The following is a 25,478-nucleotide window of genomic DNA, read 5'->3' as shown; positions in this document are numbered from 1 at the left end:
GATGGTTTACCGTGCGCCCGTCGGCCCAACCCAGGAGTCACCGTGAGTCTTCAGCCACTCGCCCTTTTCGTGAAGCACGATGGCCAGTCGTCGCGCGCAGCCGTCACATGTGAGTACAAGTGCGCGAACGCGTGCTTCCACGAGGCACCGAACACCTCCGCCGGTGCGTATTTCGGTGACATCGTCAGCTCCCTGAACCGGCGCGGGCTGATCAAGGGTGGCGCGGCCGCGGTACTCGCGGTCGGCGCGGGCAGCGTGCTCGCGGCCTGCGGCGACGACGAACCGGCCAACACCGGGTCCACCGAGCCCGCGGGCCCGCCCGGAACCGGCACCGACTTCACCGCCGTCGCGCCGAACAAGGAAGACGCCGTGGTGATCCCGGAGGGCTACGAGCAGTCCGTCGTGATCCGCTGGGGTGACCCGCTGTTCCAGGACGCGCCTGCGTTCGACTTCGACAAGCAGACCGCCGCCGCCCAGGCCAGGCAGTTCGGCTACAACAACGATTTCGCGGCCCTGCTGCCGATCGAAGGCCAGGCCAACGGCTACCTGCTCGTGGTCAACCACGAGTACACCACCGGCCCGCACATGTTCCGCGGCTACAACAAAGACGCTCCGACCGACGAGCAGCTCGCGATCACGATGGCCGCGCACGGCCTGAGCGTGGTCGAGGTCAAGGGCGAATCGGGTTCGGGCAAGCTGGTTCCCGCCTTCGGCAAGTACAACCGCAGGATCACCGCGACCACCGAGTTCAAGTTGACCGGCCCCGCCGCGGGCAGCGATTTCGTGAAGACATCGGCCGACCCCACCGGCACCAAAGTGCTGGGCACGTTCGCCAACTGTTCCGGCGGCCTGACGCCCTGGGGCACAGTCCTTTCCGGCGAAGAGAACTTCAACGGCTACTTCGCCAACGGCGACAAGGTGACCGACCCCGCCGCCGTGGCGAGGCTGAAGCGCTACGGTCTCGTGGCGGGCAAGACCGCCAATCAGTGGGAGCGCGCGGACAAGCGCTTCGACCTGGCTCAGGAACCCAACGAGGCCAACCGGTTCGGCTACGTGATCGAGATCGACCCGTGGGATCCGAACTCGACGCCGATCAAGCACACCGCGATGGGGCGGCTGAAGCACGAGGGCGCCAACATCTACGTCACGAAGAACGGTGACGTCGTCTCCTACACCGGTGACGACGAAAAGTTCGACTACATGTACAAATTCGTGTCCTCGCGCAAGATCCAGCCGGGCACCGGCGCGTCCAGCATGCGACACAACCTGACCATTCTGGACGCGGGCACGCTGTATGTCGCGAAGCTCACCGGCGACCACCCGGACAAGATCGACGGCACCGGCGCCACGCCATCGGACAAGGGCTTCACCGGCACCGGCCAGTGGATTCCGCTGCTCGAAACCGGCGCGGACGGCAAGAGCAAGTCACTGGTCGAGGGCATGAGCGCCGAAGAGGTCGCGGTCTTCACCCGGCTGGCCGCCGACAAGGTCGGCGCAACCAAGATGGACCGCCCGGAGGACTTCGAGGCCAACCCCTACACCGGCAAGGTGTATGTGGCGCTGACCAACAACGACAACCGGGGCGCGGAAGGCAAGCAGGGGCCGGACGAGGCGAATCCGCGCAAACTCAACAAGAACGGCCAAGTCCTGGAGATCGACGACAACCACACCGGCACCACGTTCACCTGGTCGCTGCTGCTGGTCTGCGGCGATCCCGCGGCCGCGGACACCTACTTCGCCGGCTACGACAAGTCCAAGGTCAGCCCGATCTCCTGCCCGGACAACCTGGCCTTCGACCCGTATGGCAACCTGTGGATCTCCACCGACGGCAACGCCCTGAAGTCGAACGACGGCCTGTTCTCCGTGGTGCTCGACGGACCGAACCGCGGCCAGACCAAGCAGTTCCTCACGGTGCCGCGCGGCGCGGAGACCTGCGGCCCGGTGGTCACCGAGTCGCGGGTCATCGTCTGCGTCCAGCATCCCGGCGAGGCCGACGACGCGACCCCGGACAACCCCCTCTCGCACTGGCCCGACGGCGGCTCGGCTCAGCCGCGCCCCTCGGTCGTGGCGGTGTGGAAGAAGAGCGGCGGCCGGATCGGCGCCTGATACCGCAGCCGCGACCGGCCCCCTGCAACCACGGCCATCCCCACCCGCGGCTTTCCCCCATAGGTGGAGCCGCTGCTCGACTGGGCGGGTAGCGGCTCCACCTCCCGCACCTACCCCGAACTTCGCACCGGCGACGGACTGTTCACATCCGCGGCGGCTGCCACCAGAGGTGCGAAGTGTGGCTATCCGCTTCCGGTAAGGCCACCCGTGTTTGCGAAGCGGGCGAGATCGCCTTGCGCGCCGCTGTAGACATTGAGGTCGACCCGGCCCGAGATACCGGGGATGGAGCCTCGGTCGGTGGTTTGCCAGAACGTCCAGGCCGACCAACCGCCGGGGACTTCGGGTTGCGCGTTGCCGCGGTAGTCGGCGATCCACAGGGGATAGCTGGAGAACTCGGCGGTGTCGGCCATCGCCGTGCGCCAGAAGCTGGGATAGGTGTAGATGATCGGGACCCGGCCGGTGAGGGCTTGGACGGTGGTCAGATAGCGGCGGGTCCAGTCGATCAGGGCTGGCGGGTTGAGTCCGCCGGAGTCCTCGAGATCGAGTACCGGCGGTAGATCGAGGGGACCGTTCTGCCCGAGCGCCACCGCCGCGTACATCGCGGCCTGCGGTTCGGGCGGAACCTTGGGCCTGGCGTAATGGTAGGTCCCGCGCGCCATGCCCGCGGCGCGCATCATGAGGCTGTCGGCCACGAAGTAAGGGTTGATGTAGCTGATCCCCTCGGTGGCCTTGATCATGGCGAAGTCGTGCCCCGCCCGCTTGACGGCGAACCAGTCGATCATGCGTCCGTCGCCGTGCTGCCAGGACGATACGTCCGGGCCGGTCGGTGCGGCGGCCGCAACCGGAGCGATAGCTGAAATGACGCTGAACGGCGCGGTTAGCGATAGCGCAATGCTGAGGCAGTGGATTGTTGAGCTAGGCCATGGGATTTCCATGCCATTTGACGCTAGATAGCTGTGCGCTATGTGGCTAGTGTTACTGATGTGATAGTTGCGAAGAATTAACTAGCGCGAAGTGAGTCAGCCGGTGGACAGGCTGCTGTCCCCAGAGGCGCGCAACCGGAGCGCGGTGATTACATCACCCGGCAGGCTGGCAGGCGTCGCGTAGGGAGCATGCGCCGCAGGAGCTGCCGCAACCGCCGACCTCGGCCGGTGGGGCGATGGCGTCCGCCCTCTGCGCGGCGGCGGTGGCGCCCGCGCCGAGAGTGAACAGCGCGACGACGGCCGCGCAGGCCGCGACGACGAGCGCGAGGATTCCGCTGGTGGCCAGCGTGACGAGACCACCGGCGAAGAGCAGGGCCCCGGCCGCGATCGAGGTGGGGGCGGCGACGCGGTTGGCGACGCGGAACGTTTCGTCGTTCGACAGCGCGGCCTCGGTGTGCACCCCGAAGAAGCGGTTACGCGGCAACCGGCCGGTCAGCCCGAGTGCGCCGGTTGTGACGGCCACGACAGCCGACACGAACAGGACGAGAGCGACGACGAACACCCACGCAGGCTAGCGCATCGGTGCCGACCGGCCGCCGACGGGCCGTGCGCCGCCGGCCGCGGCCGGAAGTCCGGGCCAGCCCGATTTCCGGTGCTGCCGACCGGACGTTCTACCCTGATAGACGAAGTTTGTCGGGGATCGGCGACCACAAGAAGGCAGGACCGTGCAGGACACACGTGCAACCGAAAGCGATGTACCAGAGCACCGGTACAACGCGGAGCTTGCCGGGCGCATCGAACGCCGATGGCAGCAGACGTGGGGCGAGCGCGGGACCTTCCATGCGCCGAATCCGGTCGGGCCGCTGGCCGGCCCCACACCCGCGGACAAGCTGTTCATCCAGGACATGTTCCCGTACCCCTCGGGCGCGGGCCTGCACGTCGGGCATCCGCTCGGCTATATCGCCACGGATGTCTTCGCGCGCTACCACCGGATGCACGGCCGCAACGTGCTGCACGCCCTGGGCTACGACGCGTTCGGCCTGCCCGCCGAGCAGTACGCGGTGCAGACCGGCGCGCATCCCCGGGTGACCACCGAAGCGAACATCGCCACCATGCAGCGCCAGCTGGACCGGCTCGGCCTCGGTCACGACCGGCGCCGCAGCTTCGCGACCACCGATCCGGAATACTACCGTTGGACGCAGTGGATCTTCCTGCGGATCTACAACGCCTGGTACGACACGGAGTTGAACCGGGCCCGCCCGATCGCCGAGCTGGAGGCCGAATTCGCGTCCGGCGCACGGGTTGTCCCGGACGGGAAGTCCTGGACCGCGATGTCGCCCGCCGATCGTGGCGCGCTGCTGGACTCGTATCGACTGGTGTACCAAACGGATTCGGTGGTCAACTGGTGTCCGGGTCTCGGCACCGTGCTGGCCAATGAAGAAGTCACCGCCGACGGACGCAGCGAGCGCGGCAACTTCCCGGTGTTCCGTAAGCGGCTGCGGCAGTGGATGATGCGCATCACCGCCTACTCCGATCGACTGGTCGACGACCTGGACCGGTTGGAATGGCCGGAGAACGTGAAGGCCATGCAGCGCAACTGGATCGGACGATCCCGCGGTGCGCAGGTGAAGTTCGACGCCGACGGCGAACAGATCGAGGTCTTCACCACCCGGCCCGACACCCTGTTCGGCGCCACGTATGTCGTGCTCGCGCCGGAACACGAGCTGGTCGACAAGCTCACCGCGGCAGCATGGCCGGAGAGCACCGACCCGCGCTGGACCAACGACGGCGCCGCCACACCGGCCGATGCCGTCGCGGCCTACCGCAAGTCGATCTCGGCCAAGACGGATCTGGAGCGCCAGGAGAACAAGGAGAAGACCGGCGTCTTCCTGGGCAATTACGCGATCAACCCGGCCAACGGCAAGGCCCTGCCGATCTTCATCGCCGACTACGTGCTGAGCAGCTACGGCACCGGCGCGATCATGGCGGTGCCCGGACACGACCACCGCGACTGGGAATTCGCCTCCGTCCTCGGGCTGCCGATCATCGAGGTCATCAGCGGCGGCGATCTGGCCACGGGCGCCCATGCGGGCGAGGGTGTGCTGGTGAACTCCGACTACCTCGACGACCTGTCGGTCGAAGAGGCCAAGGCGGCGATGATCGCCCGGCTGGAGGCCGACGGCCACGGCAAGGGCACCATCCAGTACAAGTTGCGCGACTGGCTGTTCGCCCGTCAACGCTACTGGGGCGAACCGTTCCCGATCGTGTACGACGAGCAGGGCGCGCCGCACGCGCTGCCGGAATCCATGCTGCCAGTGCGGCTTCCGGAGCTGGACGACTTCGCCCCGGTGACCTTCGACCCGGACGACGCGGACTCCGAACCGTCCCCGCCGCTGGCCAAGGCGACCGACTGGGTGGAAGTCGAACTGGACCTGGGCGACGGGCCGAAGCGGTACCGCCGCGACACCAACGTCATGCCGCAGTGGGCGGGCAGTTCCTGGTACGAAATCCGCTACGCCGACCCGACGAACGCGGAAACGTTCTGCGCCGGGGAGAACGAGGCGTACTGGCTGGGCCCCCGCCCTGCGGAACACGGCGAGAACGACCCGGGCGGCGTCGACCTCTACGTCGGCGGTGTCGAGCACGCGGTGCTGCACCTGCTGTATGCCCGATTCTGGCAGAAGGTGCTGTACGACCTGGGTGACGTGTCCGCGAGCGAACCGTACCGGCGGCTGTTCAACCAGGGCTACATCCAGGCGCACGCCTACACCGACGCGCGTGGCGCCTACGTGCCCGCCGCCGAGGTCGTCGAGCGGGACGGCACGTTCTTCTGGACCGATGCCACCGGGACCGAGATCGAGGTGTTCCAGGAGTACGGCAAGATCGGGAAGTCGTTGAAGAACGCCATCTCTCCCGACGATATGTGTGATCTGTACGGCGCGGACACCTTCCGTTTCTACGAGATGGCGATGGGTCCGCTGGACACCTCGCGGCCGTGGGCCACCAAGGACGTCGTCGGCGCGCACCGCTTCCTGCAGCGCGCGTGGCGCCTGGTGGTGGACGAGGAGACCGGTGCGCTGCGAGTCATCGACGCCGCGCCTACCGAGGAGACGCTGCGGCTGCTGCACAAGACGATCGCGGGTGTGGACGAGGATTTCGCCGCACTGCGCGACAACACGGCGGGCGCCAAGCTGATCGAGCTGACCAATCACCTGACCAAGAGCTATCCCGGCGGCGCGCCGCGCTCCGTGGTGGAGCCGATGGTGTTGATGCTGGCTCCGCTGGCCCCGCACATCGCCGAGGAGCTGTGGGCACGGCTCGGCCACACCGAATCCCTGGCGCACGGCCCCTTCCCGGTCGCCGATCCGGCGTTGCTGGTGCAGGAGTCGGTGGAGTACCCGATTCAGGTGAACGGCAAGGTACGCAGCCGGATTCAGGTGGCCGCGGACGCGGACAACGCGGCGATCGAGGCGGCCGCGCTGGCCGACGAGAAGATCACCGCGCTGCTCAATGGGGCGGCGCCGCGCAAGCTGATCGTGGTGCCGGGGCGCTTGGTGAATATCGTCGCCTGAGTCGACAGGCGGTCGGTTGCGCGGCGGTACGTCACGCGTGACCGGCCGCACCGCTCGACGATGTCGGCCGGTTGCCCGTCACAGTGGGCGACAGCGGCGTGCCGATCTGCTGATGCCGAACCGTCTGCGGCTTACCTGCGCGGACGGTCAGGTCCGGGTCGGCCATCGCAGCGCGACTGGAGCATGCGCACGGCCGAACTGCCGACTTGCCGTCTCGATCAGTACGGCCGCAGCACGATCTCGGTGGGGTGCGCATCTCGCGGGGTATCGATGGCGGCGCGCACCGCGTAGGCCACTGTCTCCGGAGTGAGGAACTCCTCGGGCCGATACTCGCGGCCCTCACCCGCGATGATCTCGCGCTGCATATCGGTGTCGATGCGACCCGGATGAATCGAGGTCACGCGCAGATCGGGTTCTTCGAGCCGCAGCGCGTCACCGAACGCTCGCAGCCCGAATTTGCTCGCGGCGTATGAGGCCCAGCCCACGTTCGCGCGCAGCCCCGCGCCCGAATTGATCAGCACCACATGGCCATTGCCGGCCCGCAACGCGGGAAGCAGCAACCTGGTCAACTCCGCTACGGCGATCAGGTTGGCTTCCAATGTGTTTCGCCATTGCTCGACCGTGGAGCCTGCGACGGTACCGAGGTCGGCGATACCGGCATTGTGCACCAGCACATTCAGCTGCTGAATCGGCGCGGTCGCAGCGGCGACGGCCGGGTAGTCGGTCAACTCGACCGGCCAGCCCTTCGCGTCGGGCAGCTCCGCCAGAATGCCGCGCAGTGACTCCGTCGATCGGGCGCCGAGCAGGAGGTCATGCGTCGGCGCGAGCTCGCGGGCGATGGCGGCGCCGAGCCCGCGGCTGGCGCCGGTGATCAACGCGGTCGGTTTCGAGATCGCGGCGGAAGTCATGGCCCCCACCGTAACCGGGAGTGGAAGCAAGGCGTAAAAACCCGTAGCAGTGGACGAAGGACTAGCGGTGCGGGCATGAATCGACCGACAATCGCGAGCAGCGATCACGGGACAGGGCATTCGAGAGTGAGAACCTTCGAATACGAGCCGGCCACCGGCCGGCGGGACGGAGCCGAAACGGACACCGCTGAACGGGCATATCTGCGGGTGACATCGCAGAATAAGGGGATGGCACACCCGGGCTTCACACCAACCCAGCTCGCGGCCCGCGCTGCCTACTTGCTGCGCGGGAACGACTTGGGCACGATGACCACCGCGGCGCCACGACTGTACCCACATATGTGGAGCTGGGACGCGGCATTCGTCGCGGTGGGACTGGCTCCGCTCAGCGTGGAGCGGGCGGTGATCGAGCTGGACACGCTGCTTTCGGCGCAGTGGAAGAACGGCATGATCCCGCACATCGTCTTCGCCAACGGCGTGGACGGCTACTTTCCCGGGCCGGCCCGCTGGGAGTGCCGCAAACTGGCCGCGAACGCACCGGACGGCCCGGACACCTCCGGGATCACCCAACCGCCGGTCCACGCCATCGCGGTACAGCGGATCCTGGATCATTCGCGCAGGCACGGCCGCAGTACCAGGGCGGTGGCCGAGGAGTTCCTCAACCGGCGCTGGCCGGACCTGGTGCGCTGGCACCGCTGGTTGGCGCACGCCCGCGATCCCAAGGAGACCGGCCGCATCACGCTGTATCACGGCTGGGAGTCCGGGATGGACAACTCGCCGCGCTGGGACCGCGCCTATGAGCACGTGATCCCCGGCGACCTGCCGCCCTATCGCCGCGAGGACGTGCTGGTGGTATCCGATCCGAGCCAGCGCCCGACCGACCGGGAGTACGACCGCTACCTGTGGCTGGTCGAGCAGATGCGCCGCGCCGGCTACGACGACTACCAGCTCGCCTCGACCATGAGCTTCGCCGTCGAGGACGTGTTCGTCACCGGGATCTTCGCACTGGCCTGTGAGGTCCTGGCGAACATCGGCGAGGAGTACAAGCAGCCCAACGCCGACGTGCGCGACCTGTACGCGTGGGCCGACCGATTTCGAGCGGGCGTCATCGCGACCGCCGATGCCCGCACCGGCGCGGCGCGCGACTTCGATGTGCGGTTGCGGCGGTGGATCAATACCGAGACGCTGTCGATGTTCGCGCCACTGCTGTGCGGCGGGCTGCCCCGCCCCACCGAGCGCAGCCTGCTGCGGCTGTTCGAAGGCCCACGCTTCTGCGGGCACCCGGATCTGCGCTACGCGCTGCCGCCCTCGACCTCGCCGGTCTCCAAGGACTTCCGTTCCCGCGAGTATTGGCGCGGCCCGGTGTGGCCGGTGATGAGCTGGCTGTTCTCCTGGGTCTTCGCCAGGCGAGGCTGGGCCGAGCGCTCGTTCATGCTGCGCGCCGAGGGCCTACGCCAAGCCAGCGACGGGGCCTTCGCCGAGTACTACGAGCCGTTCACCGGCGAACCGCTCGGCAGCATGCAGCAGTCCTGGACGGCGGCGTCCGTCTTGGATTGGCTCGGATAGGCTCCCGCGCGAACGCTTCGCTATCTCATGTCACAGTTCGATGGTTACGGTTATGTCGGATTGGGGTGAGGGCCTGGAGGACGGTGCGGTCGGCGTCTGGGTCGCCGACGGCAACGCGGGCACTGCCGTCGGGGTAGCACTTCGCGGCGATTCCTGCGCGGCGCAGGGCCGTGGCGATGCCTGGGCCGGGGAGATAGAGGAAGTTGGCGTGGCTTTCCGGGACCGCGATGCCGCGGGCCAGGAGCGCGCCGCGGAGGGCGTCTCGCGCTTCGGTGATGCGGAGGGTCCGGGCGGTGAGTTCGGGTTCGGCGGCGTAGGAGGCGGCGACCGCGGCCACGGCTGCCGCGCTCACCCCGAACGGCAGTTGCAGTTTGCTGACCCGCGCGATCAGTTCGGTTCTGCCGAAGGCGTAGCCGATGCGCAGCCCAGCCAGGCCGTACGCCTTCGAAAAAGTGCGCAACACAAGGAGATTGGGATACTTCCCGATCAGTGCGAGCGGGTCGGCGAATTCGGCGGCCCCGAGGAATTCGACATAGGCCTCGTCCAAGAGCACCGGCACCCGGGCGGGGACGGAGGACAGGAACGCCTTCAGCTCGTCCGCCGGAATCACCGTTCCGGTCGGATTGTGCGGGCGACACACCACGACCAGCGCGGTCCGCTTGTCGATGACTCTCAGCATCGCCCGCAGGTCCTGCTTGCCCGCCGTGTCCAGCGGCACCGGCACGGCCGCAACGCCGGTCATCTCGCACATGATCGGATATCCGTCGAAAGTCGGTGCACCATAGACGATTTCCGCGCCCGGCGGGACCAGCGACTGCAGGATCTGCATCGCCACTCCGGTCGCGCCCGATCCGACCACCACCTGATCCGCCCGCACGCCCACGTGCTGTGCGATCAGCGTCGGCAGCCGCCGCGGCAGGAACTCCGGGTACCGATTCGCCTGGGCCAACGTCATATGCACGGCCCGCAGCACCGAGGGCAGCGGTGGGAACGGATTCTCGCTCAGGCTCAGGTCGAATCGCGGCGGCACCCGCGGGGACAGGTGCCGCGGAGGCCGGGTGTCGTCGGCGATCCGCACGCTCATCGCGCGGCTCCCCAGCGGACCGCGGCCGCGCCGGCGAAGTCGCCCGCGTGCGCGAACGCCGACATCAGCACCAGCGATCCGTTGGCCAGTCGGCCCGCTCGGTTCTCCACGTCCAGGGTGACCGGGATACCGGCGGCGAACAGATTTCCGCATGCGTCGAAGGTGTCCGGATGCCGCTCCGGCGGAAGCTCCAACGCGTCGTGCCAGTTGCGCAGGAACAGGCGATTCGGCTGGTTGGTGACGAAGGCGTCGATCTCGCTTCCCTTCACGCCGATCCGATCGCAGACCGCGAGCGCCACCTCCGGGACCAGCCGGTTGCCGCGGGCGAACACTTTGGTGACCTTGGACTCGGTGAAGCTGACGCAGCCCTGCCCCTCGCCCGGCTCCCAGTACTTGCGCTCGCCATTGGTGGAAAAGTCCATGTCCCCGGCGAATTCGGGATAGGTGCGGCATTCGATGTCGAGAATCGGTGCGCTGTCGTCCTTCCGGAGCAGTCCGACACCGCAGCCGTCGCCAGGCACCGGCGCTTGGGCCAGCTTGCGAATGTCGGTCTGAGTGAACACCGGCCCGGCACAATTCTGTGTCGCGGCGATCAGCGCGGTGCGGGCGGTGGTGGTCTGCAACACCATGCGAGCCATCGCCATCATGTGCACGAAGGCCGCGCAACCGCCGTTGTGCACGTCGTAGGCGAACGAGGGCCGGATGCCGAGCCGCCGCGCCACTTCGGGACCGCAGCCGAGCACCGGGTTGTCCGGCAACTGCGTGTGCGTGATCAGCACGTCGACGTCGGCGATGGCGTCTTCGCCGTGGCGCTCGATCAGCGGCGCCACGGCCCGCTCGACCATGTCCACCGCGGTCTCGTCGCGTGCCACGTGGTGGCGGCCCTTGGGCGAGCGGAACATGACGTTCTTCGCCATCCGGTCCGAGCGGGCGAACTGGGTGAAGTATTCGGTGCCGACCGGCTCGCCGGGCAGGTAGCTGGACACGTCGACGAGGCTGACGGGCGGTAGTCCGGAGGTGTCGTGGTGCGGGGGAGTGATCATGTTCGCCTCACTTCATCCAGTCGGGCTTGATGGGCAGGCCGTGGGCGGCTCGGTACTCGCAGATCGCCTTGAGGTTGTCCATCTCCAGCTGATGACCGGCGGAGAACATATCCCAGAAGTCGCCGACCCACACCGGCCGCTTCGGCGGCGCTGTCTCGGGGTAGGGGTTCTCGTCGTAGAACGGGTGCTTGCAATTCACCCACAGCACTACCGAACCCGGCTTGTTGAACACCACTTGCGCGTCGACCACGCGCAGCAGGTAGATCATCCACAGGTGCTGTCCCTGGTCCCACGCGCAGTGGTAGTCGACGGTCATCGCCTCGGGGTGTGCGACGGTTCGGGTGAAGATCTCGGTCTCGGAGCCGAGCCGGTCGTGGGCCAGCCACAGTCCCGGTTCGTCGGTCTCGACGAATCCGCGCAGACTGTAGCTCCACTCCTCCAGCGATCTGGTATCGGCGAGATATTCGTACACCTCGCGCGGCGGTGCGGCGATGTAGGCCTGCACCGGACAGTATTCGCCGAAGATCTGGTCGTGCGGATACACCGAACGCAGCATGTCCATGATGATCGGAGTGGTCGCGTCCTTGTCGGAGTTCTCGATGCGCAGCACCCCCGGCAGTACCTCCGGGATGTCGCTGAGCGCGGGCAGGGAACTTGTGGTCACCATGTACTCCTCTCGGCAGGCACCAGCGGGCTGGCTGGGCGAGCCTGGTTCATCAGGGGTTCCTGGATTGCTCGATGGTCGTCAGGAAGGGCAAGAACGGGGGAATCTCGTCGGGGTCGCATTCGATCGAAAGGAACGACGGCCCTTCGGTTTCCAGGCAGTACCGCAAGGCGTGGTCGAGCTCGCCGACGGTGTGTGCCGAGAACGCGGGCAGCTCGGGAAACATGGCCGCGACGCCAGCGCCCAGGTACGCGGGACGGAATCGGTTGAAGCTGTAGCGATCCCGGTAGTACAGCTGCTCTCTGGTCACGCACATGGCGTGCGCGTTGTTGTTCAGCACGACGAAAGTGACCGGCAGGGCGTGCTCGATGGCGGTGTGCAGTTCCAGGCCGTGCATGAAGAACGCGCCGTCACCCCCGATGACCACCGTGCGTCGCACGCCATGCGCCGCCGCCTTCCGCGCGAACGCGGAGCCGATCCCGGCGCCGAACGCATAGCCCATCCCGCCCATGCCGAGCGCGACGACGAACCGCCCGTCGCGCGGGACCCGGAGATGGTGCACGACCGCGGCGCCGGTATTGCCCGCGTCCGCGAACACGTCGGTGCCCTCCGGCAATGCGGCGTCGATCGTCTCGACCACGTCGCGGTAGCGCAGGCCGGGACCGGAAGAGCCGGGTACGCGCAGCGGTGTCAGCGGTTGTGCCGTGCCGGCGCGTTCGGGCTCGGCTGCGCCGCCGGACAGTTCCTCGGCGAGGTCGGCGAGGGTGTGCGACAGGTCGGTGCTGGTCGCGTGGATGGCCGGCAGGTAGGGCGGGGCGACGCCGATGCTCGCCACTGTGCAGTCGGTGAGCAAGGGTTCGAGGCCCGCGCGCGTGGGAACCGGCAGCCGGGTGCCGACCAGCAGGCACAGGGCCGAGGACCGGATGGCCGCGGCCAGCTCGGGATGGCCCATGGTGCCCGCGACGCCGCAGAACGCGGGGTCGGCATTGTCGTAGGTGTCCTTGGCGTCGGGCGCGACGCCGACGGCGGCGTCCAGAGCGGTGGCCAAGCGGGCCAGCTCGTCGCGCGCGTCGTCGCGCGCCACCTGGTCACCGGCGATGATCACGATCTTTCCGGTCTGCCTGGCCCCGGCGAGCGCGTCGCGCACGCGAGCGATTCCGGCTCGGTCGGATCGGTGCGTCCTGGCGGACAAGCGGAACGGCGCGACGTCGCCCAGATCGGCCTGCTGCACGTCTTTGGGCAGGAGCAGGACCGCGGGCCCGCCGCGCCGTGCGGCGCCGACCGCCCTGTTCACCTGATCGGGCAGGTCGGCGCCGGTCTCCACGCGTGCGCAATAGGTGCTGACCGCCCCGAAGAGGCGGACCGCGTCGATGGCGCCCGCGCGTCCGCTGGTGTCCTGGAAGGCGCCGTTGCCTTCCAGCGACGTCGGTGGCTGCCCGACCAGCGCGAGTACCGGAACCCGTGATGCGAACGATTCGGCAAGTCCGGCAACGAGGTTCATCGCCCCTCCGCCGGATGTCGCTGCGACCACCCCGAATCCGCCGGTGCTGCGGGCGTAGCCGTCGGCCATCGTGGCGGCGGAGAACTCGTGTTTGGCGATCACACCGGTGACGTCATCCGATGCGTCGAAGATCGCGTCGTATAAGTCCTCGATGTTGGCGCCGTCCACGCCGAAGATGTGTCGCACCCCAAGCGCCGAAACCGCTTGCACGAGATAGTCCACGACCCGCATCGGCACTCCCTTCCGCTGACGAACATTCGGCTGCGTACACGAGTGAATACGGGCTAGGTCGCCGGATGGTTCAACGGCGGATCAGGAGATGCGACCGCCACCCTTGCGTGTACGTATACATCTACGTATAGTGAGTTCATGCCCAACAAGACGATCTACGTTGCCGATGACGACCTGCCGCTCTTCCAGCGCGCGCAGGAGCTGGTCGGCGGCAACCTCTCGGGGGCGGTGGTCACGGCACTGCGCCGATTCATCGAACTCGAGGAGGGGCGGCTGGAGGGCTACGACGAGATCGTGCTCAAGGTGGGTCGCGATGGTGTGCGACAGGTTCGCTTCTCCGGCACCCTGCTCGGGGAGTGGCACGACGTCAACGATACGCGGATGGAGCACGTCCGGGTGTATCGCAGCCGCAAGGGCAAGTACGTGATGCATGCCCAGTATTCGAACTGGGACGAGTACCCGTCCGACGCGGGTGCGAAGTGGCTGAAGGACTGGCGGGACCCGAAGAGCTGGCGCAGGCTGCTCGGCGTCGGGGAACAGGATTGGGGCGAGTTCATCCTCGTCGTGGTGGATTCGGTCGACGAGCTGAAGGGGCAAATCCCCGACAAGTTCTATCGGCGGGTCGCCGATCTGGCCGAAGGGCCGACGATCGAGGACCTGGACATCTAATGGGCGCTGCCGGACGTAGTCCGTCCTCAGCCCGCGCACGGCCGGAGCGAAGGCGGAGGTACGCCTAGCCGGCGCACCCAGCGCGACAAACGAATAACCCACCGGTAATCGCCGCACCCGACATCGGGGGCGGTGCAGGTGAAACATGCTCACATTCGCATGAAGGCATATAATTCCGGAAAGGAAAAATCATGGGGAACGGCCATCGCGCGCCCGCCGTCTGGGCACGGGGCCTGCGCAAATCGTTCGGTGAGCAGGTGGTGCTCGACGGAATCGATCTCACCGTCGCGGAGGGCACGATCTTCTCGCTGCTCGGTCCGAACGGCGCGGGCAAGACCACCACCGTGCAGATCCTCACCACGCTGATCGACGCCGACGCCGGTGAGGTCCAGGTCGGCGGGCACGATCTCGTCGCCGAGCGCAAGCAGGTGCGGGCGCAGATCGGCGTGACCGGCCAGTTCTCCGCGGTCGACGAACTGCTCACCGGCCGGGAGAACCTGATGCTGATGGGCGATCTGCACCATCTGCCGCGCCGCGAGAGCCGGAGGCTGGCAGCCGATCTACTGGAGCGCTTCGATCTGGTGGACGCGGCCGAAAAACCCGCGTCGACCTACTCCGGCGGCATGACCAGGCGGCTCGATCTGGCCATGACGCTGGTCGGCGATCCACGCATCATCTTCCTCGACGAGCCGACCACCGGACTCGACCCGCGCAGCAGGCGGTCGATGTGGAGCATCATTCGCGGGCTGGTCGACGACTACAGCGTCACGGTCTTCCTCACCACCCAGTATCTGGAGGAGGCCGACCAGCTCGCCGACCGCATCGCGGTGCTCGACCACGGCGAGATCGTCGCCGAAGGCACCGCCGCGGAACTGAAGCGGCTGGTGCCGGGCGGGCATATCCGCCTGGAGTTCGCCAACCGGTCCGCCCTGGTCGCGGCGGCCGACGCGCTCGGGGCCGCCGCACCGACGACGGATGACGACGAGGAAGACCTCACTCTCGCGGTGCCGAGCGACGGCGGCGTGAAATCGCTACGTGCGCTGCTGGATCGGCTCGACTACGACCAGATCGAGGTCGAGGGGCTGTCGGTGCACACCCCCAACCTCGACGACGTATTCCTCTCCCTCACCGGCCACCCCACCACTGAAAAGGAAACCGTGCGATGAGTGCCATGTCCTACGCGCTCGCCGATTCGGCGACCATGCTGCGGCGCAACCTCGTGCGCGCCAAGCGCTACCCCAGCATGACTTTCGGCGTCATCATGATGCCGACCATCCTGCTGCTGGTGTTCAACTTCGTCTTCGGCGGCGCGCTGGAGAAGTCCTCCGGCGGAAACTACATCGACTATCTCGCGCCCGGCATGCTGCTGATGATTCCGGCGTACATGACGGTCTCGGTCGCGGTGTCGGTCGCCACCGACGCGACCAGGGGCATCGTGAACCGGTTCCGCACCATGGACATCGCGCAATCGGCCATGCTCACCGGCCACGTGGTCGGCGCGCTGATCCAGGCGCTGGTCGGCATCGCCGCGATGGCCGCGATCGCGCTGCTGATCGGGTTCCGGCCGAACGCGAACCCGCTCGAGTGGATGGCCGTGTTCGCCCTGCTCGCGCTGATCATGCTCGCGCTCACCTGGCTGTCGGTGGCGCTCGGCCTGCTCGCTCCGAACCCGGAGAGCGCGAGCAACACGCCCTTCCCGCTGGTGATGCTGCCATTCCTCGGCAGCGGGCTGGTCGCCACCGACACCATGCCGGCCGGGTTGCGCCACTTCGCCGAGTACCAGCCGTTCACGCCGTTCACCGAGACCCTCCGCGGCCTGCTGATGGGCACCGAGATCGGCAACAACGGCATCATCTCGATCGCCTGGTGCGTAGGTATCACGGTGGTCGGTTACCTGTGGTCGTCTTCGATCTTCCGGCGTCAGACGCGCTGATCGGGTTGCCGGACAACGATCCCCCTCGGGCAGTGTGCCCGCGGGGGATCGTTCGATCGATCAGACGGTGCCGAGGAGTAATACCTTGCCGGTGTTCGCGGCACGGATCTCGACCGACCGGACCTGATCTGGTGTGCCGTCGATGGTGCGGTCGATAGTCAGCTCGGTGCCGGGGCTCGCAGGCCACTGGTCGAGTTGCTGCTGCTGCCCATTGGCGCGGGTGACGTACAGGGCCAGATTCCAGTTGTAGCGCTGCTGCTCGCCCGGCGGGTAGCTGCAAGACATCACCACCCGCGTCTGATCGCCCGCCGGAAAGAGTTTGAAGCTCGCCGAAACCGGCGACGCCTCCAGCGGCTCCATCGGGCGTTCGACGAAAGCCTGCTCGGTGGTGCCCGGCCCGTCCGGCCGATCCGACTCCGACATGGTGACGGCGATCGGCACCGCGATTGCCACGGCGGCCGCGGCCGCCGCCACCGCCACGCCGACCGTCGCCCACCGGCTGCGCCGATTGCGCCGTTCGGCGGCGTCGGCAAGCCGCGCCGGCGGTGGTGGCGCGGGCGGCAGTTGCGGCATCGGCGGAGGTGGCGGCATCGGCGGAGGTGGCGGCATCGACCGAACGGATTCGGTCGCGGCATCGGCAGGCGGCACGATCATCGCGAGCGCGGTCTCCGTCTCGACCAGGGCGAGCATGCCGGGCAGACCCGCCAGCTCGGCCACCGATGACCGGCATTCGATGCAGCCGGCGAGGTGGCCTTCGTACTCCAGGCGCTCAACACGGGTGAGGGAGCCGAGCACATACGGCGCGTCCCACGTGCTGTAGTCGTCGGTGATATCCGTCATTGATTCGTCACCCCCATCTCCTGTAGTGCCAGGCGCAATGCGCGCATGCCGTAATGCATTCGGGATTTCACCGTGCCCGCCGGGACATCGAGTTCCTCGGCGATCTGGTGGGTGGACAGTCCTCGGTAGTAGGCCCGCACGATCACCTCGCGATGGTCGGCGCTGAGCCTGCTGAGGGCGTCGGCGACCAGCCACCCGTCCAAGGCGCGGTCGGACTGGTCCGGGGCGGCCCGTTCGGGCGGGCTGTCGGTGCGGAACTCGCGCCTGCTGCGGGCGCTGCGATGCTCATCCACGGCGAGATTGCGCGCCACGGTGAACAGCCACGCGCGCGCCGACATGGTGGATTGATCCAAGACGTTCGGGCGTTGCCAAGCCCGCAGCAATGTTTCCTGCACGATGTCCTCTGCCCGCCCTGCATCCCGGACCAAGCCGAGCGTGTACCGCCATAGCGCGGTGGCGTGTTCGCGATAGAGAGCCCGCATCAATTCGGACTGATCGTCGGGCCGATCTTCTTCGTTGCGCACAACTAGATACCTCTCCGCTTGTGTTGCGGGGCCGGTGTGTGGGCGCACCCGATGAGTCACCCATGCTCTCGCCGGATCAGTTGTCGTGTCACATACCGTGTCTCCTTCGGTCCATTCGAGGAGTACACGATCTCAGTTGCGTTCGAGTTCAATCGGGTGTGTCGCGAGCAGGGACAGCGGCAGCGGCTGGCGGCGCAGCACGTGCGCCCACAGATCCGGGCGGCCCGTGCTGATCGGATCGGACGGCAACGCCGACAGCACGATCCAGTCGTTGTTCTCCAGCTCGCCTTCCAGCTGGCCGAAAGTCCAGCCCGCATAGCCTGCGAAGATCCGGATGCCCTCGACGAGCGGGCCGACCCGGTCGGGATCGGCGTCCAGGTCGACCAGGACGACGCGCCCATCGATGCGGCGCAGCCCGGGTACGCCATCGATCTGCGCGCCCACTCGGACGGTGCCGATGCACAGCGCCGCGTCCCGTTTCACCGGGCCGCCGATGAACAGCGTGCGCGGCGCGGCGACCGCGTCCGTCCAGCGGGGCAGCACGTCGTGTACCGCCGTATCGCTCGGACGGTTGAGCACGACCCCGAGACTGCCGGCCTCGTTGTGCTCGATGATGTAGACGACGGTGCGCCGGAAGGTGGGTTCGACCAGCTCGGTGGCCGACACCAGCAGCGTCCCGGCACGTACCACCTGCTCGCCGGGCCGGAAATCGCGCCGCCTGCGGTCGCCGTGCCCGCCGCGAGTCTTCCGATCATCCGGGTCTTCTGCGCGTGCCACTCCGACATCATCTCAGCTGTTCGCCCACAATGCGCCTTCTGCGGCCGACTTCTGTCTTCCAGATTTGCCGGACGGGTCGCGGACCGGAGCCAGGAGGCCTCGTTGCGCTGTCGCCGCCACATCGTAGAGTCCAGGTCATGGAACCGCCCGAGGTGCGCCTCGAGAACAGCGACACCGTGTACGACTTCTACCGAGATCATCGCCAGAACCGGCTGAAAGCGTGGGGGGCCTACGCCATTCTCGGCCGCCGCTACCATCCGCGGGTCGGGTACGCCGAAGGGGCACGCGCATCGCTTCGCGCGGTGATCGGACAGGGTCGGCCCCTGCTGATCGCGATCAACCACCTATCCGAAAACGATCCCTACACCGTCGCGGCGGCGGCGTGGCGCAGTGGGCTGCGGCCGGTGATCGGGCGGGTGCGCGTACTGGCCAAGGACGAGCTGTTCGTCGATCCCGACCAGCGGCGCAAGATCGACATGATGGGCGGCATCCCGGTGTTCCGCGGCAAGGACCACGGCATCCGCGCGGTGAACGCCGCCGGTCAGCGGATGATGGACATCTGCGCGGAGCGGATGGCTCGCGGCGACGGCATCGCGGTGTTTCCCGAGGGCACCTGCAACGACGTGGACCCGGCCCGGGTGCAGGCGGTGGGCAGCGGCATCGGGCACATCGCGTTCCGCGCGATGAAGCTCGGCGTGGAACCCGTGCTGCTGCCCATCGGGCTGAGCTACGGACCGCGCGAGGACCCCGCGGTGCAGGCGACGAAGGAAGAGGCCAAGTCGGCCAGCTTCTACTTCGGTGTCCCGGTGCTCGACCTTCCCCCGCGGCCCGGTGACATCGCCCGTTTGGTGCGCGACGATCTGCAGGCGGCGCTCGACGGCGCAGTGGCCGCGTATTGAACGGTTATTCCTGCTGAACGGTCATGCCCACGCCGCGCCGACGCGCGGCTCCGGCATGACCGCATCGGCGGCCAGGTCGATCGATGGCTCGTTCACTGCGGCAGGTTCAGCCGGTCGCGCGCCCAGTGCGGCACCATCGCGAGGTATTCCGGTCGGGTCTCGATGAAGTGGTGGACCGTGCGGCACATGGGCAGCGCGCCGAGCTTGTCGTCGCGCGTGCTGTTCAGCGCGGTCTCCACCAAGAGCCGCGCGTAGCCCTGGCCCTCGTACCGTGGATAGATCTCGGTGTGCACGAACGCGCGTTCGGAGGCCGTGTCCTGGTATTCGGCGTAGCCGGCGATCGCACCGTCGACGTAGATCTCGAAGCGTTCCAGTGCGGTGTTGTTGCTGACCTCGGTCGACATGGCTCGACGCTACTCTGTGCACCGCTATCGGGGTAAACCACGTGCTCGGCCGGGCGGAATCCCGCCGCCGACTTGTCTGTCCCGGCGGGCCTGCGCAGAATGCTCTTGGTCGGGCCCGTTTTTCGCACGAGCGCGGCAGGCCCGGGGAGGTACGGACATGATGAGGACACTGCGAGTTTCGCGGGTCGCGGCAGGCGTCGTCGCCGCGGCCCTGCTCGGTGGATCGATCGTCACCGGCCTCGCGGACGCAGCGCCCGGCGTCGTGTTCGGTGCGTGCCCCGACGGGGCCGTGCCCGCCGACCGCGGTGTGCGGTGCGCCGTGATCAGCGTGCCGATGGACTACGCCGAGCCGAACGGACCGAAGATCGACCTGACCGTCAGCCGGATCGCCGCGACCGGCACGCGGGAAGGCGTCCTGTTCGGCAATCCCGGCGGCCCCGGCTCCGACGCGCTGGACTACTGGTCGCGCCGGGCGGACGTTTTTCCCGCCGAACTAGCCGCCCATTATGACCGGATCGCCGTCCAGCCGCGCGGACTGCGCTGGGCCACTCCGCTGGAATGCGGAGCGGGCGCGAAAACCGCGGAGGGCGAACAGGCTTCGTTGGGCAGCGGTAACCGCGACGCTATCAAGAAGGCTTGCGATGCCGCGCAGCCCGGCTACCTGGACACCATCACTACCGAGAACACCGCACGCGATCTCGACGCCGTGCGCGCCGCGCTCGGGCTGGAGCGGATCAACTACTTCGGCACGTCCTACGGCACCTACCTCGGTGCGGTGTACGCGGCGCTGTTCGGCGACCGGGTGGACCGAATGATCCTGGACTCCAATGTCAACCCGGATTGGGTATGGACCGAGGAGTTCGCCCAACAGCAGGTCGCGGGCAAGCAGCGCCTGGACGATCTGTTCGCCTGGATCGCCGAACACAACGCCGAGTACCACCTGGGTGACACCGCCCTGCAGGTCTACCGCACCTGGGTCCAGTTGGCGGCAGCCCAGGGCGGTGGCTGGTACGCCAACCTGACCCCGCCCCCCGCGAGCCTCGCCGACCTGCCCGGCGCGCTGCCCGAACCGCTGACCGAGATCGCCAAGGACGGCTACAGCGGCAGCGTCGAGCAGCTCGGCAAACTGCAGAACCTGTTGCGCACCTTGATAACCGGTGGTGTCTCCGCGCAGGTGCCGCTGCTCGGCGCGACCACCGTGGCCAGCTACACCCGCACGTTCTGGCCGACCTTCGCCCGCGCGATGGCCGACGCCGTCGCAGACCCGGCGAACGTGCGGCGACTGCGGGCCATCGAGGGCGCGACCTCGGCCGACCCCACCGGCCGGTTCGTGTTCAGCGCGATCACCTGCAACGAGAACGCCGTGCCGGGCAGGCCGGAACTGCTCGGCGCCGCGGTCGGCACCATCGCCTCCGGCGGCAACGCCATGGACGCCCGCGCCGACCTGGTCCGCTCCGGAATGGCGTGCGGTTCCTGGAAGCCCGTGACGAAGCCGGTGCCGATCACCGGGGCGGGCCTGCGTATCCCGCCGCTGGTGCTGCAGAGCCGCCACGACGCGCTGACCAAGTACGAAGGCGGCCCGGCCATGGCCGAGGCACTGGGTGGCGCGCTGATCATCGTCGAGGGCGGCGACCACGGCACGTTCGGTCGCGGCAATCCGGCGGTGGACGAAGCCGTGCTCACGTACTTGCGGACCGGGAAGGTCACCATCACGCAGGCGGACCAGGCTCCGCTGCCCGGGAACTGACGCGCAACTTGCGGCAGTCCGCGTGGCGCGGTGCTGGCGGCCCGCTCCGGGTTGTCCTCGCGGCGTTCGCGTTCGCACCGGAGAGTCTCGGCCCGCCTTGTGCGGCTGGCTCAACTTTCGCAAGGCCGGGCGCGGTTCTGGGACCAACTCCGTCCGCCTGCGCCCATTGGGGCGGTGCGCTGGTCGACGAGGTTGACACGATGCCCCGTGTCGTGAGCGCGTCGAACTCGACCATCCGCGTTGCAGGGGCGGGATCGGATAGACCCGGCCGCAGACGGCTTCGGTGAGGTGTCGCACTGTGCGCGCTGGACGCTGACACCCTGGATCGCCGGTCGCCCCGATTGGCGGGCCAAGGCCGCGGGGCCGTAGTGCGGCCACCCCCGTCGCGTCCGAGAATGTCGGGGTGACGCAGATATCCGCTCCTCGGGTGATCCTCGCCCCGGACAAGTTCAAGGGATCGCTTTCCGCGCCTCAGGTGGCGGCGGCGCTGGCCGCGGGATTGACGCGGAGCGCACCGGACGCCGATGCCCGGCTGGTCCCGGTTGCCGATGGTGGTGACGGCACGGTGGAGGCGTTTGTCGCCGCGGGTTGGACACGCGTGGAGCTGACCGCTCCGGGACCGACCGGTGTGCCACGTCGCGCGGCCTATGCCCGGCACGGGGCGCGGGCCGTCGTCGAACTGGCGGCTGTGGTCGGTTTGTCGGCCTTGCCCGAGGGGCGGCTCGATCCGCTCACCGCGAGCACGTACGGGTTGGGCGTCGTCCTGGCGCACGCCATGGACCACGGTGTGACCGACATTGTGCTCGGTCTCGGCGGCAGCGCTTCCACCGACGGCGGCGCGGGCATGCTACAGGCACTGGGCGCCCGCATCCTGGACGCCGACGGACAGGAATTGCCCGCAGGCGGAGCAGCTTTGACGCGAGCCGCGGAACTGAACCGCTCCGCCCTGCACCCCGGAGTCGCTGCCACGACGTTCACGCTGGCCTGCGACGTAGACAATCCGCTGCTGGGGCCGACCGGTGCGGTCGCGGTGTACGCGCCGCAGAAGGGCGCGGGTCCGGCGGAGTCAGAGGTGCTCGAATCCGCGCTGGCCACTTGGGCGTTCGTCGCGGGTCCCGATTTCGCGGGCCACCCCGGTGCGGGAGCCGCGGGCGGTACCGGTTTCGGCGCGCTCGCCGTGCTGGGTGCACGGGTACGCAGTGGCATCGAGGTCGTACTCGAACTCCTCGAATTTCCCGACCTGCTCGCCACCGCCACCCTCGTCGTCACCGGCGAAGGCTCGCTCGATCGACAGAGCTTGCACGGCAAGGCGCCCGTCGGCGTATGCATGGCGGCTCGGAAGGCGGGCGTCCCCGTGATCGCTGTCGTCGGCCGCGCTCTCCTCGAGCCGGACGAGATTCGGGCCGCGGGCTTCGCGGGCTGCTACGCGCTGGCCGACCTGGAACCCGACCCGGCACGCTGCATGACCGACGCGGCGTCGCTGCTCGAACGCGTCGGCGCGCGTATCGCGACCGAACAGCTGACTTAACTCGCGGACGCCAACAGGTTCGCGGCCAGTTCGTGCCGGTGCCGGTCGCCCCACTCCTCGAGCGGGCGCAGGGCCACGGCGAGTTCCTTACCGAGCGGGGTGAGCGAATATTCGACCCGCGGCGGGACTTCCGGATAGACCTCGCGGTGCACCACGCCACCGGCTTCGAGCTGGCGCAGGTTCTCGGCGAGCACCTTCTCGCTGACCCCGGTGAGCAGCCGGCGAATCTGGCCGAAGCGCTGCGGGCCGGCCCCGAGCACCCACATCAGGTGCAGTTTCCACTTGCCGCCGACGACGTCGATGGCGACCGTCATGCCACACACATCGTGATCTGCGTCACTGCTCATGCCCACCGTGCTCCTTTGACCTGTTTTCGAACCTCGAGGTAAGCAACCGCACCTCGACGTTCGGTCTTCCCGACTCTACCTGCGGGAACGACGATGGATTCCGGCGCCGACAGCAATCCGAACGACAACCGAAGGGACACATCATGTCCGAGCAGACCACCGCCCGCGCCGTCTCCGTCGTCGGGCTCGGTCCGATGGGTCAGGCGATGGTCCGGGCCTTCCTGGACGCAGGCGTCGAGGTGACGGTGTGGAACCGCAGCCCCGAGAAGGTAGACGCCATGGTCGAACTGGGTGCGAAGCGCGCCGCGACCGTCGCGGACGCACTCGATGCCAACGAGGTCATCGTGCTCAGCCTCACCCACTACGCGGCCATGTACGACGTGCTCGGCCAGGCGACCGATCACCTGAAGGGCAAGGTGATCGCGAACCTGTCCTCCGATTCGCCGGAGAAGGCCCGCAAGGGCGCGGAGTGGGTTCGCTCGCACGGCGCGCAGTTCCTGTCCGGCGGCGTCATGTCGGCGGGGGACAACATCGTGCATCCGGCGTCCTACATCTTCTACAGCGGCCCGCGCGAGGTCTTCGAGGCCCACGCCGAGTTGCTGCGCCCGTTGAGCCCGCAGGAGTACCTCGGTGCGGACGACGGCTTGGCGCAGGTCTTCTACCAGGGGCTGTTGACCACCTTCCATCCCTGGCTGCTCGCCTTCGATCAGGCGATCGCGATGATCGAGCGCTCCGGCCACGACATCGCCGCTTTCGTCCCGTTCGCAATCCGTTCGGCGGCCGCGTACCCCTACTTCATGGAGGAGTTCTCGGTCGCCAACCAGAACGGCGGCTGGGCCTCCCTGGCCAGCCTGAAAATGATGGACGCGGGCGCGCAGCACGTCATCGACGCGAGCGAGGAGGTCGGCGTCGACGCGACACTCTCGCACACTGCTCAATCGTTCTGGCGCAAGGCCGTGGCCGCCAGCGAGCAGGCGGGCAAGCCGATCTCCACCTACGCGCTGTTCCGCGGCGACGCCTAGGTCTGCCTTGCTCGACCTCGCAGAGCTGGTCGAGCTACCGGCGGCGCGGGCTGAGCAGCCAGGGTCGCCCACCTGGGCTCTCTGGCTGCGCTGGGTGCCCCGCCTGCCCGTCCGCCATGTCCGGCGCACCGATGTGAGCCAAAAGAGAGAGAGCGGTGCTCTTGACTCGGCGGCCCGGGGCGTGGAACACTTCTCGCTATAGAGAGCAGTGCTCACGATAGAGGAGTAGGGCATGGACTACAGCACCCGCTACATCGGCCCGGCCGGACTGGATCCGTTCTTCAACCGGATCGTCAATCTGCTGCCCGAGCTGGGGATCAGCGTGATGGGATCGCGGCTGCTCGCGGTGCGTGGACGCAAGAGCGGTGAGTGGCGGACCACGATGGTCAATCTGCTGGTGCGCGAGGACGGTGAGCGTTTTCTCGTGGCGCCGCGCGGACATACGCAATGGGTGCGTAACCTGCGGGCGGCGGGCGGGGGCGAGCTGCGGCTGGGTCGCAAGGTCGAGGCGTTCACCGCCACTGAGGTGGCCGACGCCGATAAGGTGCCGGTGCTACGGCTCTACTTGCAGAAGTGGGGCTGGGAGGTCGGCAGGTTCTTCGAGGGCGTGACGAAAGACGCCACTGATGCCGAACTCTCCGCCATCGCACCCGGGTTTCCGGTCTTCCAGCTCGCCGAATGAGAAAAGTCCGCGACGCTCGGCGCCTCGCGGACCGGACGAATCAGACCGGGCGGGCCAGGAATTCGATGGCGGCGGCGTAGCCCTGGATTCCCATTCCCGCGACCACGGCGGTGGCGATCGGGGAGATGTACGAGTGGTGCCGGAACTCCTCACGTGCGTGCACATTGCTGATGTGCACCTCGACGATGGGGAGTTCCGGAATCACCAGCGCGTCCCGTAGTGCCACCGAGGTATGGGTGAGTCCGCCGGGATTGATCACGATGCCCGACTCGACGCCCCGCGCCTGATGGATGCGATCGATGAGCGCGCCCTCGGAGTTGGACTGGAAGGCGACGATCTCGCGGTCGAACTTCGCTGCGGTTCGCTGGCACAGTTCCACGACGTCGTCCAACGTCGCCGCCCCGTACACCTCCGGTTGCCGGGTGCCGAGCATGTTCAGATTCGGGCCGTTGAGCACGAGGATCGGGCCCGGCGTCGCGTCGGCGGTCACAGCCATGCACAGCAACTT

At 67.9% G+C, this 25,478-nt stretch carries 23 protein-coding genes and 1 pseudogene; 11 read left to right on the top strand and 13 right to left on the bottom strand.

Features of this window, described 5'->3' with window-relative positions:
* Nucleotides 1–42: 42 nt before the first annotated feature.
* Nucleotides 43–2,106 carry a PhoX family protein gene (locus tag OHA40_RS14770; protein WP_330233615.1) on the top strand — a complete coding sequence of 688 codons (2,064 nt, stop codon included), beginning with the start codon at nt 43–45 and terminating at the stop codon, nt 2,104–2,106.
* Between the two features lie 182 nt (nt 2,107–2,288).
* Here the strand turns inward: OHA40_RS14770 and OHA40_RS14765 are convergent, their stop codons facing one another.
* Together OHA40_RS14765 and OHA40_RS14760 are read right to left on the bottom strand one after the other, a co-directional pair.
* Nucleotides 2,289–3,041, bottom strand: coding sequence for a glycoside hydrolase family 25 protein (locus OHA40_RS14765; RefSeq protein WP_330233614.1), 753 nt, complete (start codon nt 3,039–3,041; stop codon nt 2,289–2,291).
* 142 nt (nt 3,042–3,183) lie between these two features.
* Nucleotides 3,184–3,591, bottom strand: a complete 408-nt coding sequence (locus OHA40_RS14760; RefSeq protein WP_330233613.1) for an SdpI family protein — start codon at nt 3,589–3,591, stop codon at nt 3,184–3,186.
* A 163-nt stretch (nt 3,592–3,754) separates the two neighbouring features.
* Between OHA40_RS14760 and leuS the strand changes: the two genes are divergently transcribed.
* The gene (leuS, locus tag OHA40_RS14755) at nt 3,755–6,601 is read left to right on the top strand and encodes a leucine--tRNA ligase (RefSeq protein WP_330233612.1); all 2,847 of its coding nucleotides are present in this window, start codon (nt 3,755–3,757) and stop codon (nt 6,599–6,601) included.
* Nucleotides 6,602–6,819: 218 nt separating this feature from the next.
* Here leuS and OHA40_RS14750 read toward each other — a convergent pair whose 3' ends face one another.
* Nucleotides 6,820–7,509 (bottom strand): SDR family oxidoreductase, encoded by a 690-nt coding sequence (locus OHA40_RS14750; RefSeq protein ID WP_330233611.1) that lies wholly within the window; start codon nt 7,507–7,509, stop codon nt 6,820–6,822.
* A gap of 228 nt (nt 7,510–7,737) precedes the next feature.
* On the opposite strand from OHA40_RS14750, the gene ggh reads away from it, so the two are divergent.
* On the top strand, nt 7,738–9,075 hold the full coding sequence (ggh, locus tag OHA40_RS14745) for a glucosylglycerate hydrolase (protein ID WP_330233610.1): 1,338 nt from the start codon (nt 7,738–7,740) through the stop codon (nt 9,073–9,075).
* 25 nt (nt 9,076–9,100) lie between these two features.
* Here ggh and OHA40_RS14740 read toward each other — a convergent pair whose 3' ends face one another.
* Genes OHA40_RS14740 through OHA40_RS14725 form a run of 4 tightly spaced genes read right to left on the bottom strand, consistent with a single transcriptional unit; the run spans nt 9,101 to nt 13,598 of the window.
* Nucleotides 9,101–10,159, bottom strand: coding sequence for an aminotransferase class I/II-fold pyridoxal phosphate-dependent enzyme (locus OHA40_RS14740; protein WP_330233609.1), 1,059 nt, complete (start codon nt 10,157–10,159; stop codon nt 9,101–9,103).
* Nucleotides 10,156–11,202, bottom strand: coding sequence for a 3-oxoacyl-ACP synthase III family protein (locus OHA40_RS14735; RefSeq protein WP_330233608.1), 1,047 nt, complete (start codon nt 11,200–11,202; stop codon nt 10,156–10,158). The genes OHA40_RS14740 and OHA40_RS14735 overlap by 4 nt, the downstream gene beginning before the upstream one ends.
* A 7-nt stretch (nt 11,203–11,209) precedes the next feature.
* On the bottom strand, nt 11,210–11,869 hold the full coding sequence (locus OHA40_RS14730; RefSeq protein ID WP_330233607.1) for an SRPBCC family protein: 660 nt from the start codon (nt 11,867–11,869) through the stop codon (nt 11,210–11,212).
* A gap of 49 nt (nt 11,870–11,918) precedes the next feature.
* A complete protein-coding gene (locus OHA40_RS14725; RefSeq protein ID WP_330233606.1) occupies nt 11,919–13,598 on the bottom strand; it encodes a thiamine pyrophosphate-binding protein in 1,680 nt (559 codons plus the stop codon).
* A 138-nt stretch (nt 13,599–13,736) separates the two neighbouring features.
* On the opposite strand from OHA40_RS14725, the gene OHA40_RS14720 reads away from it, so the two are divergent.
* From OHA40_RS14720 to OHA40_RS14710, 3 genes are all read left to right on the top strand, one after another.
* Nucleotides 13,737–14,267 carry an EXLDI protein gene (locus OHA40_RS14720; RefSeq protein ID WP_330233605.1) on the top strand — a complete coding sequence of 177 codons (531 nt, stop codon included), beginning with the start codon at nt 13,737–13,739 and terminating at the stop codon, nt 14,265–14,267.
* A 191-nt stretch (nt 14,268–14,458) separates the two neighbouring features.
* Nucleotides 14,459–15,433: an ATP-binding cassette domain-containing protein gene (locus OHA40_RS14715; RefSeq protein ID WP_330233604.1), complete on the top strand. Its 975-nt coding sequence runs from the start codon at nt 14,459–14,461 to the stop codon at nt 15,431–15,433.
* Complete coding sequence (locus OHA40_RS14710; RefSeq protein WP_330233603.1) at nt 15,430–16,200, top strand: ABC transporter permease; 771 nt, start codon at nt 15,430–15,432, stop codon at nt 16,198–16,200. Before OHA40_RS14715 ends, OHA40_RS14710 begins: the two co-directional genes overlap by 4 nt.
* Before the next feature lie 60 nt (nt 16,201–16,260).
* Here OHA40_RS14710 and OHA40_RS14705 read toward each other — a convergent pair whose 3' ends face one another.
* The 3 genes from OHA40_RS14705 to OHA40_RS14695 all read right to left on the bottom strand — a co-directional run bounded on the left by OHA40_RS14705 (nt 16,261) and on the right by OHA40_RS14695 (nt 18,341).
* Complete coding sequence (locus OHA40_RS14705) at nt 16,261–17,040, bottom strand: zf-HC2 domain-containing protein (RefSeq protein WP_330233602.1); 780 nt, start codon at nt 17,038–17,040, stop codon at nt 16,261–16,263.
* The gene (locus OHA40_RS14700; RefSeq protein ID WP_330234179.1) at nt 17,037–17,522 is read right to left on the bottom strand and encodes a sigma-70 family RNA polymerase sigma factor; all 486 of its coding nucleotides are present in this window, start codon (nt 17,520–17,522) and stop codon (nt 17,037–17,039) included. Before OHA40_RS14700 ends, OHA40_RS14705 begins: the two co-directional genes overlap by 4 nt.
* 174 nt (nt 17,523–17,696) lie before the next feature.
* A complete protein-coding gene (locus OHA40_RS14695) occupies nt 17,697–18,341 on the bottom strand; it encodes a YqgE/AlgH family protein (protein ID WP_330233601.1) in 645 nt (214 codons plus the stop codon).
* 137 nt (nt 18,342–18,478) lie between these two features.
* Between OHA40_RS14695 and OHA40_RS14690 the strand changes: the two genes are divergently transcribed.
* Nucleotides 18,479–19,240, top strand: a complete 762-nt coding sequence (locus OHA40_RS14690) for a lysophospholipid acyltransferase family protein (RefSeq protein ID WP_330233600.1) — start codon at nt 18,479–18,481, stop codon at nt 19,238–19,240.
* 92 nt (nt 19,241–19,332) lie between these two features.
* Here OHA40_RS14690 and OHA40_RS14685 read toward each other — a convergent pair whose 3' ends face one another.
* Nucleotides 19,333–19,644: a GNAT family N-acetyltransferase gene (locus OHA40_RS14685; protein ID WP_067477949.1), complete on the bottom strand. Its 312-nt coding sequence runs from the start codon at nt 19,642–19,644 to the stop codon at nt 19,333–19,335.
* 157 nt (nt 19,645–19,801) lie between these two features.
* Between OHA40_RS14685 and OHA40_RS14680 the strand changes: the two genes are divergently transcribed.
* Together OHA40_RS14680 and OHA40_RS14675 are read left to right on the top strand one after the other, a co-directional pair.
* On the top strand, nt 19,802–21,391 hold the full coding sequence (locus tag OHA40_RS14680; protein WP_330233599.1) for an alpha/beta hydrolase: 1,590 nt from the start codon (nt 19,802–19,804) through the stop codon (nt 21,389–21,391).
* Between the two features lie 403 nt (nt 21,392–21,794).
* Nucleotides 21,795–22,919, top strand: coding sequence for a glycerate kinase family protein (locus OHA40_RS14675; protein WP_330233598.1), 1,125 nt, complete (start codon nt 21,795–21,797; stop codon nt 22,917–22,919).
* Here OHA40_RS14675 and OHA40_RS14670 read toward each other — a convergent pair.
* A complete protein-coding gene (locus tag OHA40_RS14670; RefSeq protein ID WP_442944003.1) occupies nt 22,916–23,266 on the bottom strand; it encodes a winged helix-turn-helix transcriptional regulator in 351 nt (116 codons plus the stop codon). The two genes, OHA40_RS14675 and OHA40_RS14670, sit on opposite strands and share 4 nt — an antisense overlap.
* A gap of 86 nt (nt 23,267–23,352) precedes the next feature.
* Here OHA40_RS14670 and OHA40_RS14665 point away from each other — a divergent pair.
* Together OHA40_RS14665 and OHA40_RS14660 are read left to right on the top strand one after the other, a co-directional pair.
* Nucleotides 23,353–24,288: pseudogene (locus tag OHA40_RS14665) on the top strand (NAD(P)-dependent oxidoreductase); the annotation flags it as partial.
* Nucleotides 24,289–24,520: 232 nt separating this feature from the next.
* Complete coding sequence (locus tag OHA40_RS14660; RefSeq protein WP_330233596.1) at nt 24,521–24,970, top strand: nitroreductase family deazaflavin-dependent oxidoreductase; 450 nt, start codon at nt 24,521–24,523, stop codon at nt 24,968–24,970.
* A 40-nt stretch (nt 24,971–25,010) separates the two neighbouring features.
* On the opposite strand, the gene aroQ is transcribed toward OHA40_RS14660, so the two are convergent.
* Entirely contained in the window at nt 25,011–25,466 is a 456-nt protein-coding gene (gene aroQ / locus OHA40_RS14655; RefSeq protein ID WP_330233595.1) for a type II 3-dehydroquinate dehydratase, read from the bottom strand.
* Between the last annotated feature and the right edge of the window lie 12 nt (nt 25,467–25,478).

It is taken from the genome of Nocardia sp. NBC_00508 (assembly GCF_036346875.1).
Taxonomy (GTDB): domain Bacteria; phylum Actinomycetota; class Actinomycetes; order Mycobacteriales; family Mycobacteriaceae; genus Nocardia.
This window is presented reverse-complemented; position numbering and strand designations above follow the sequence as displayed.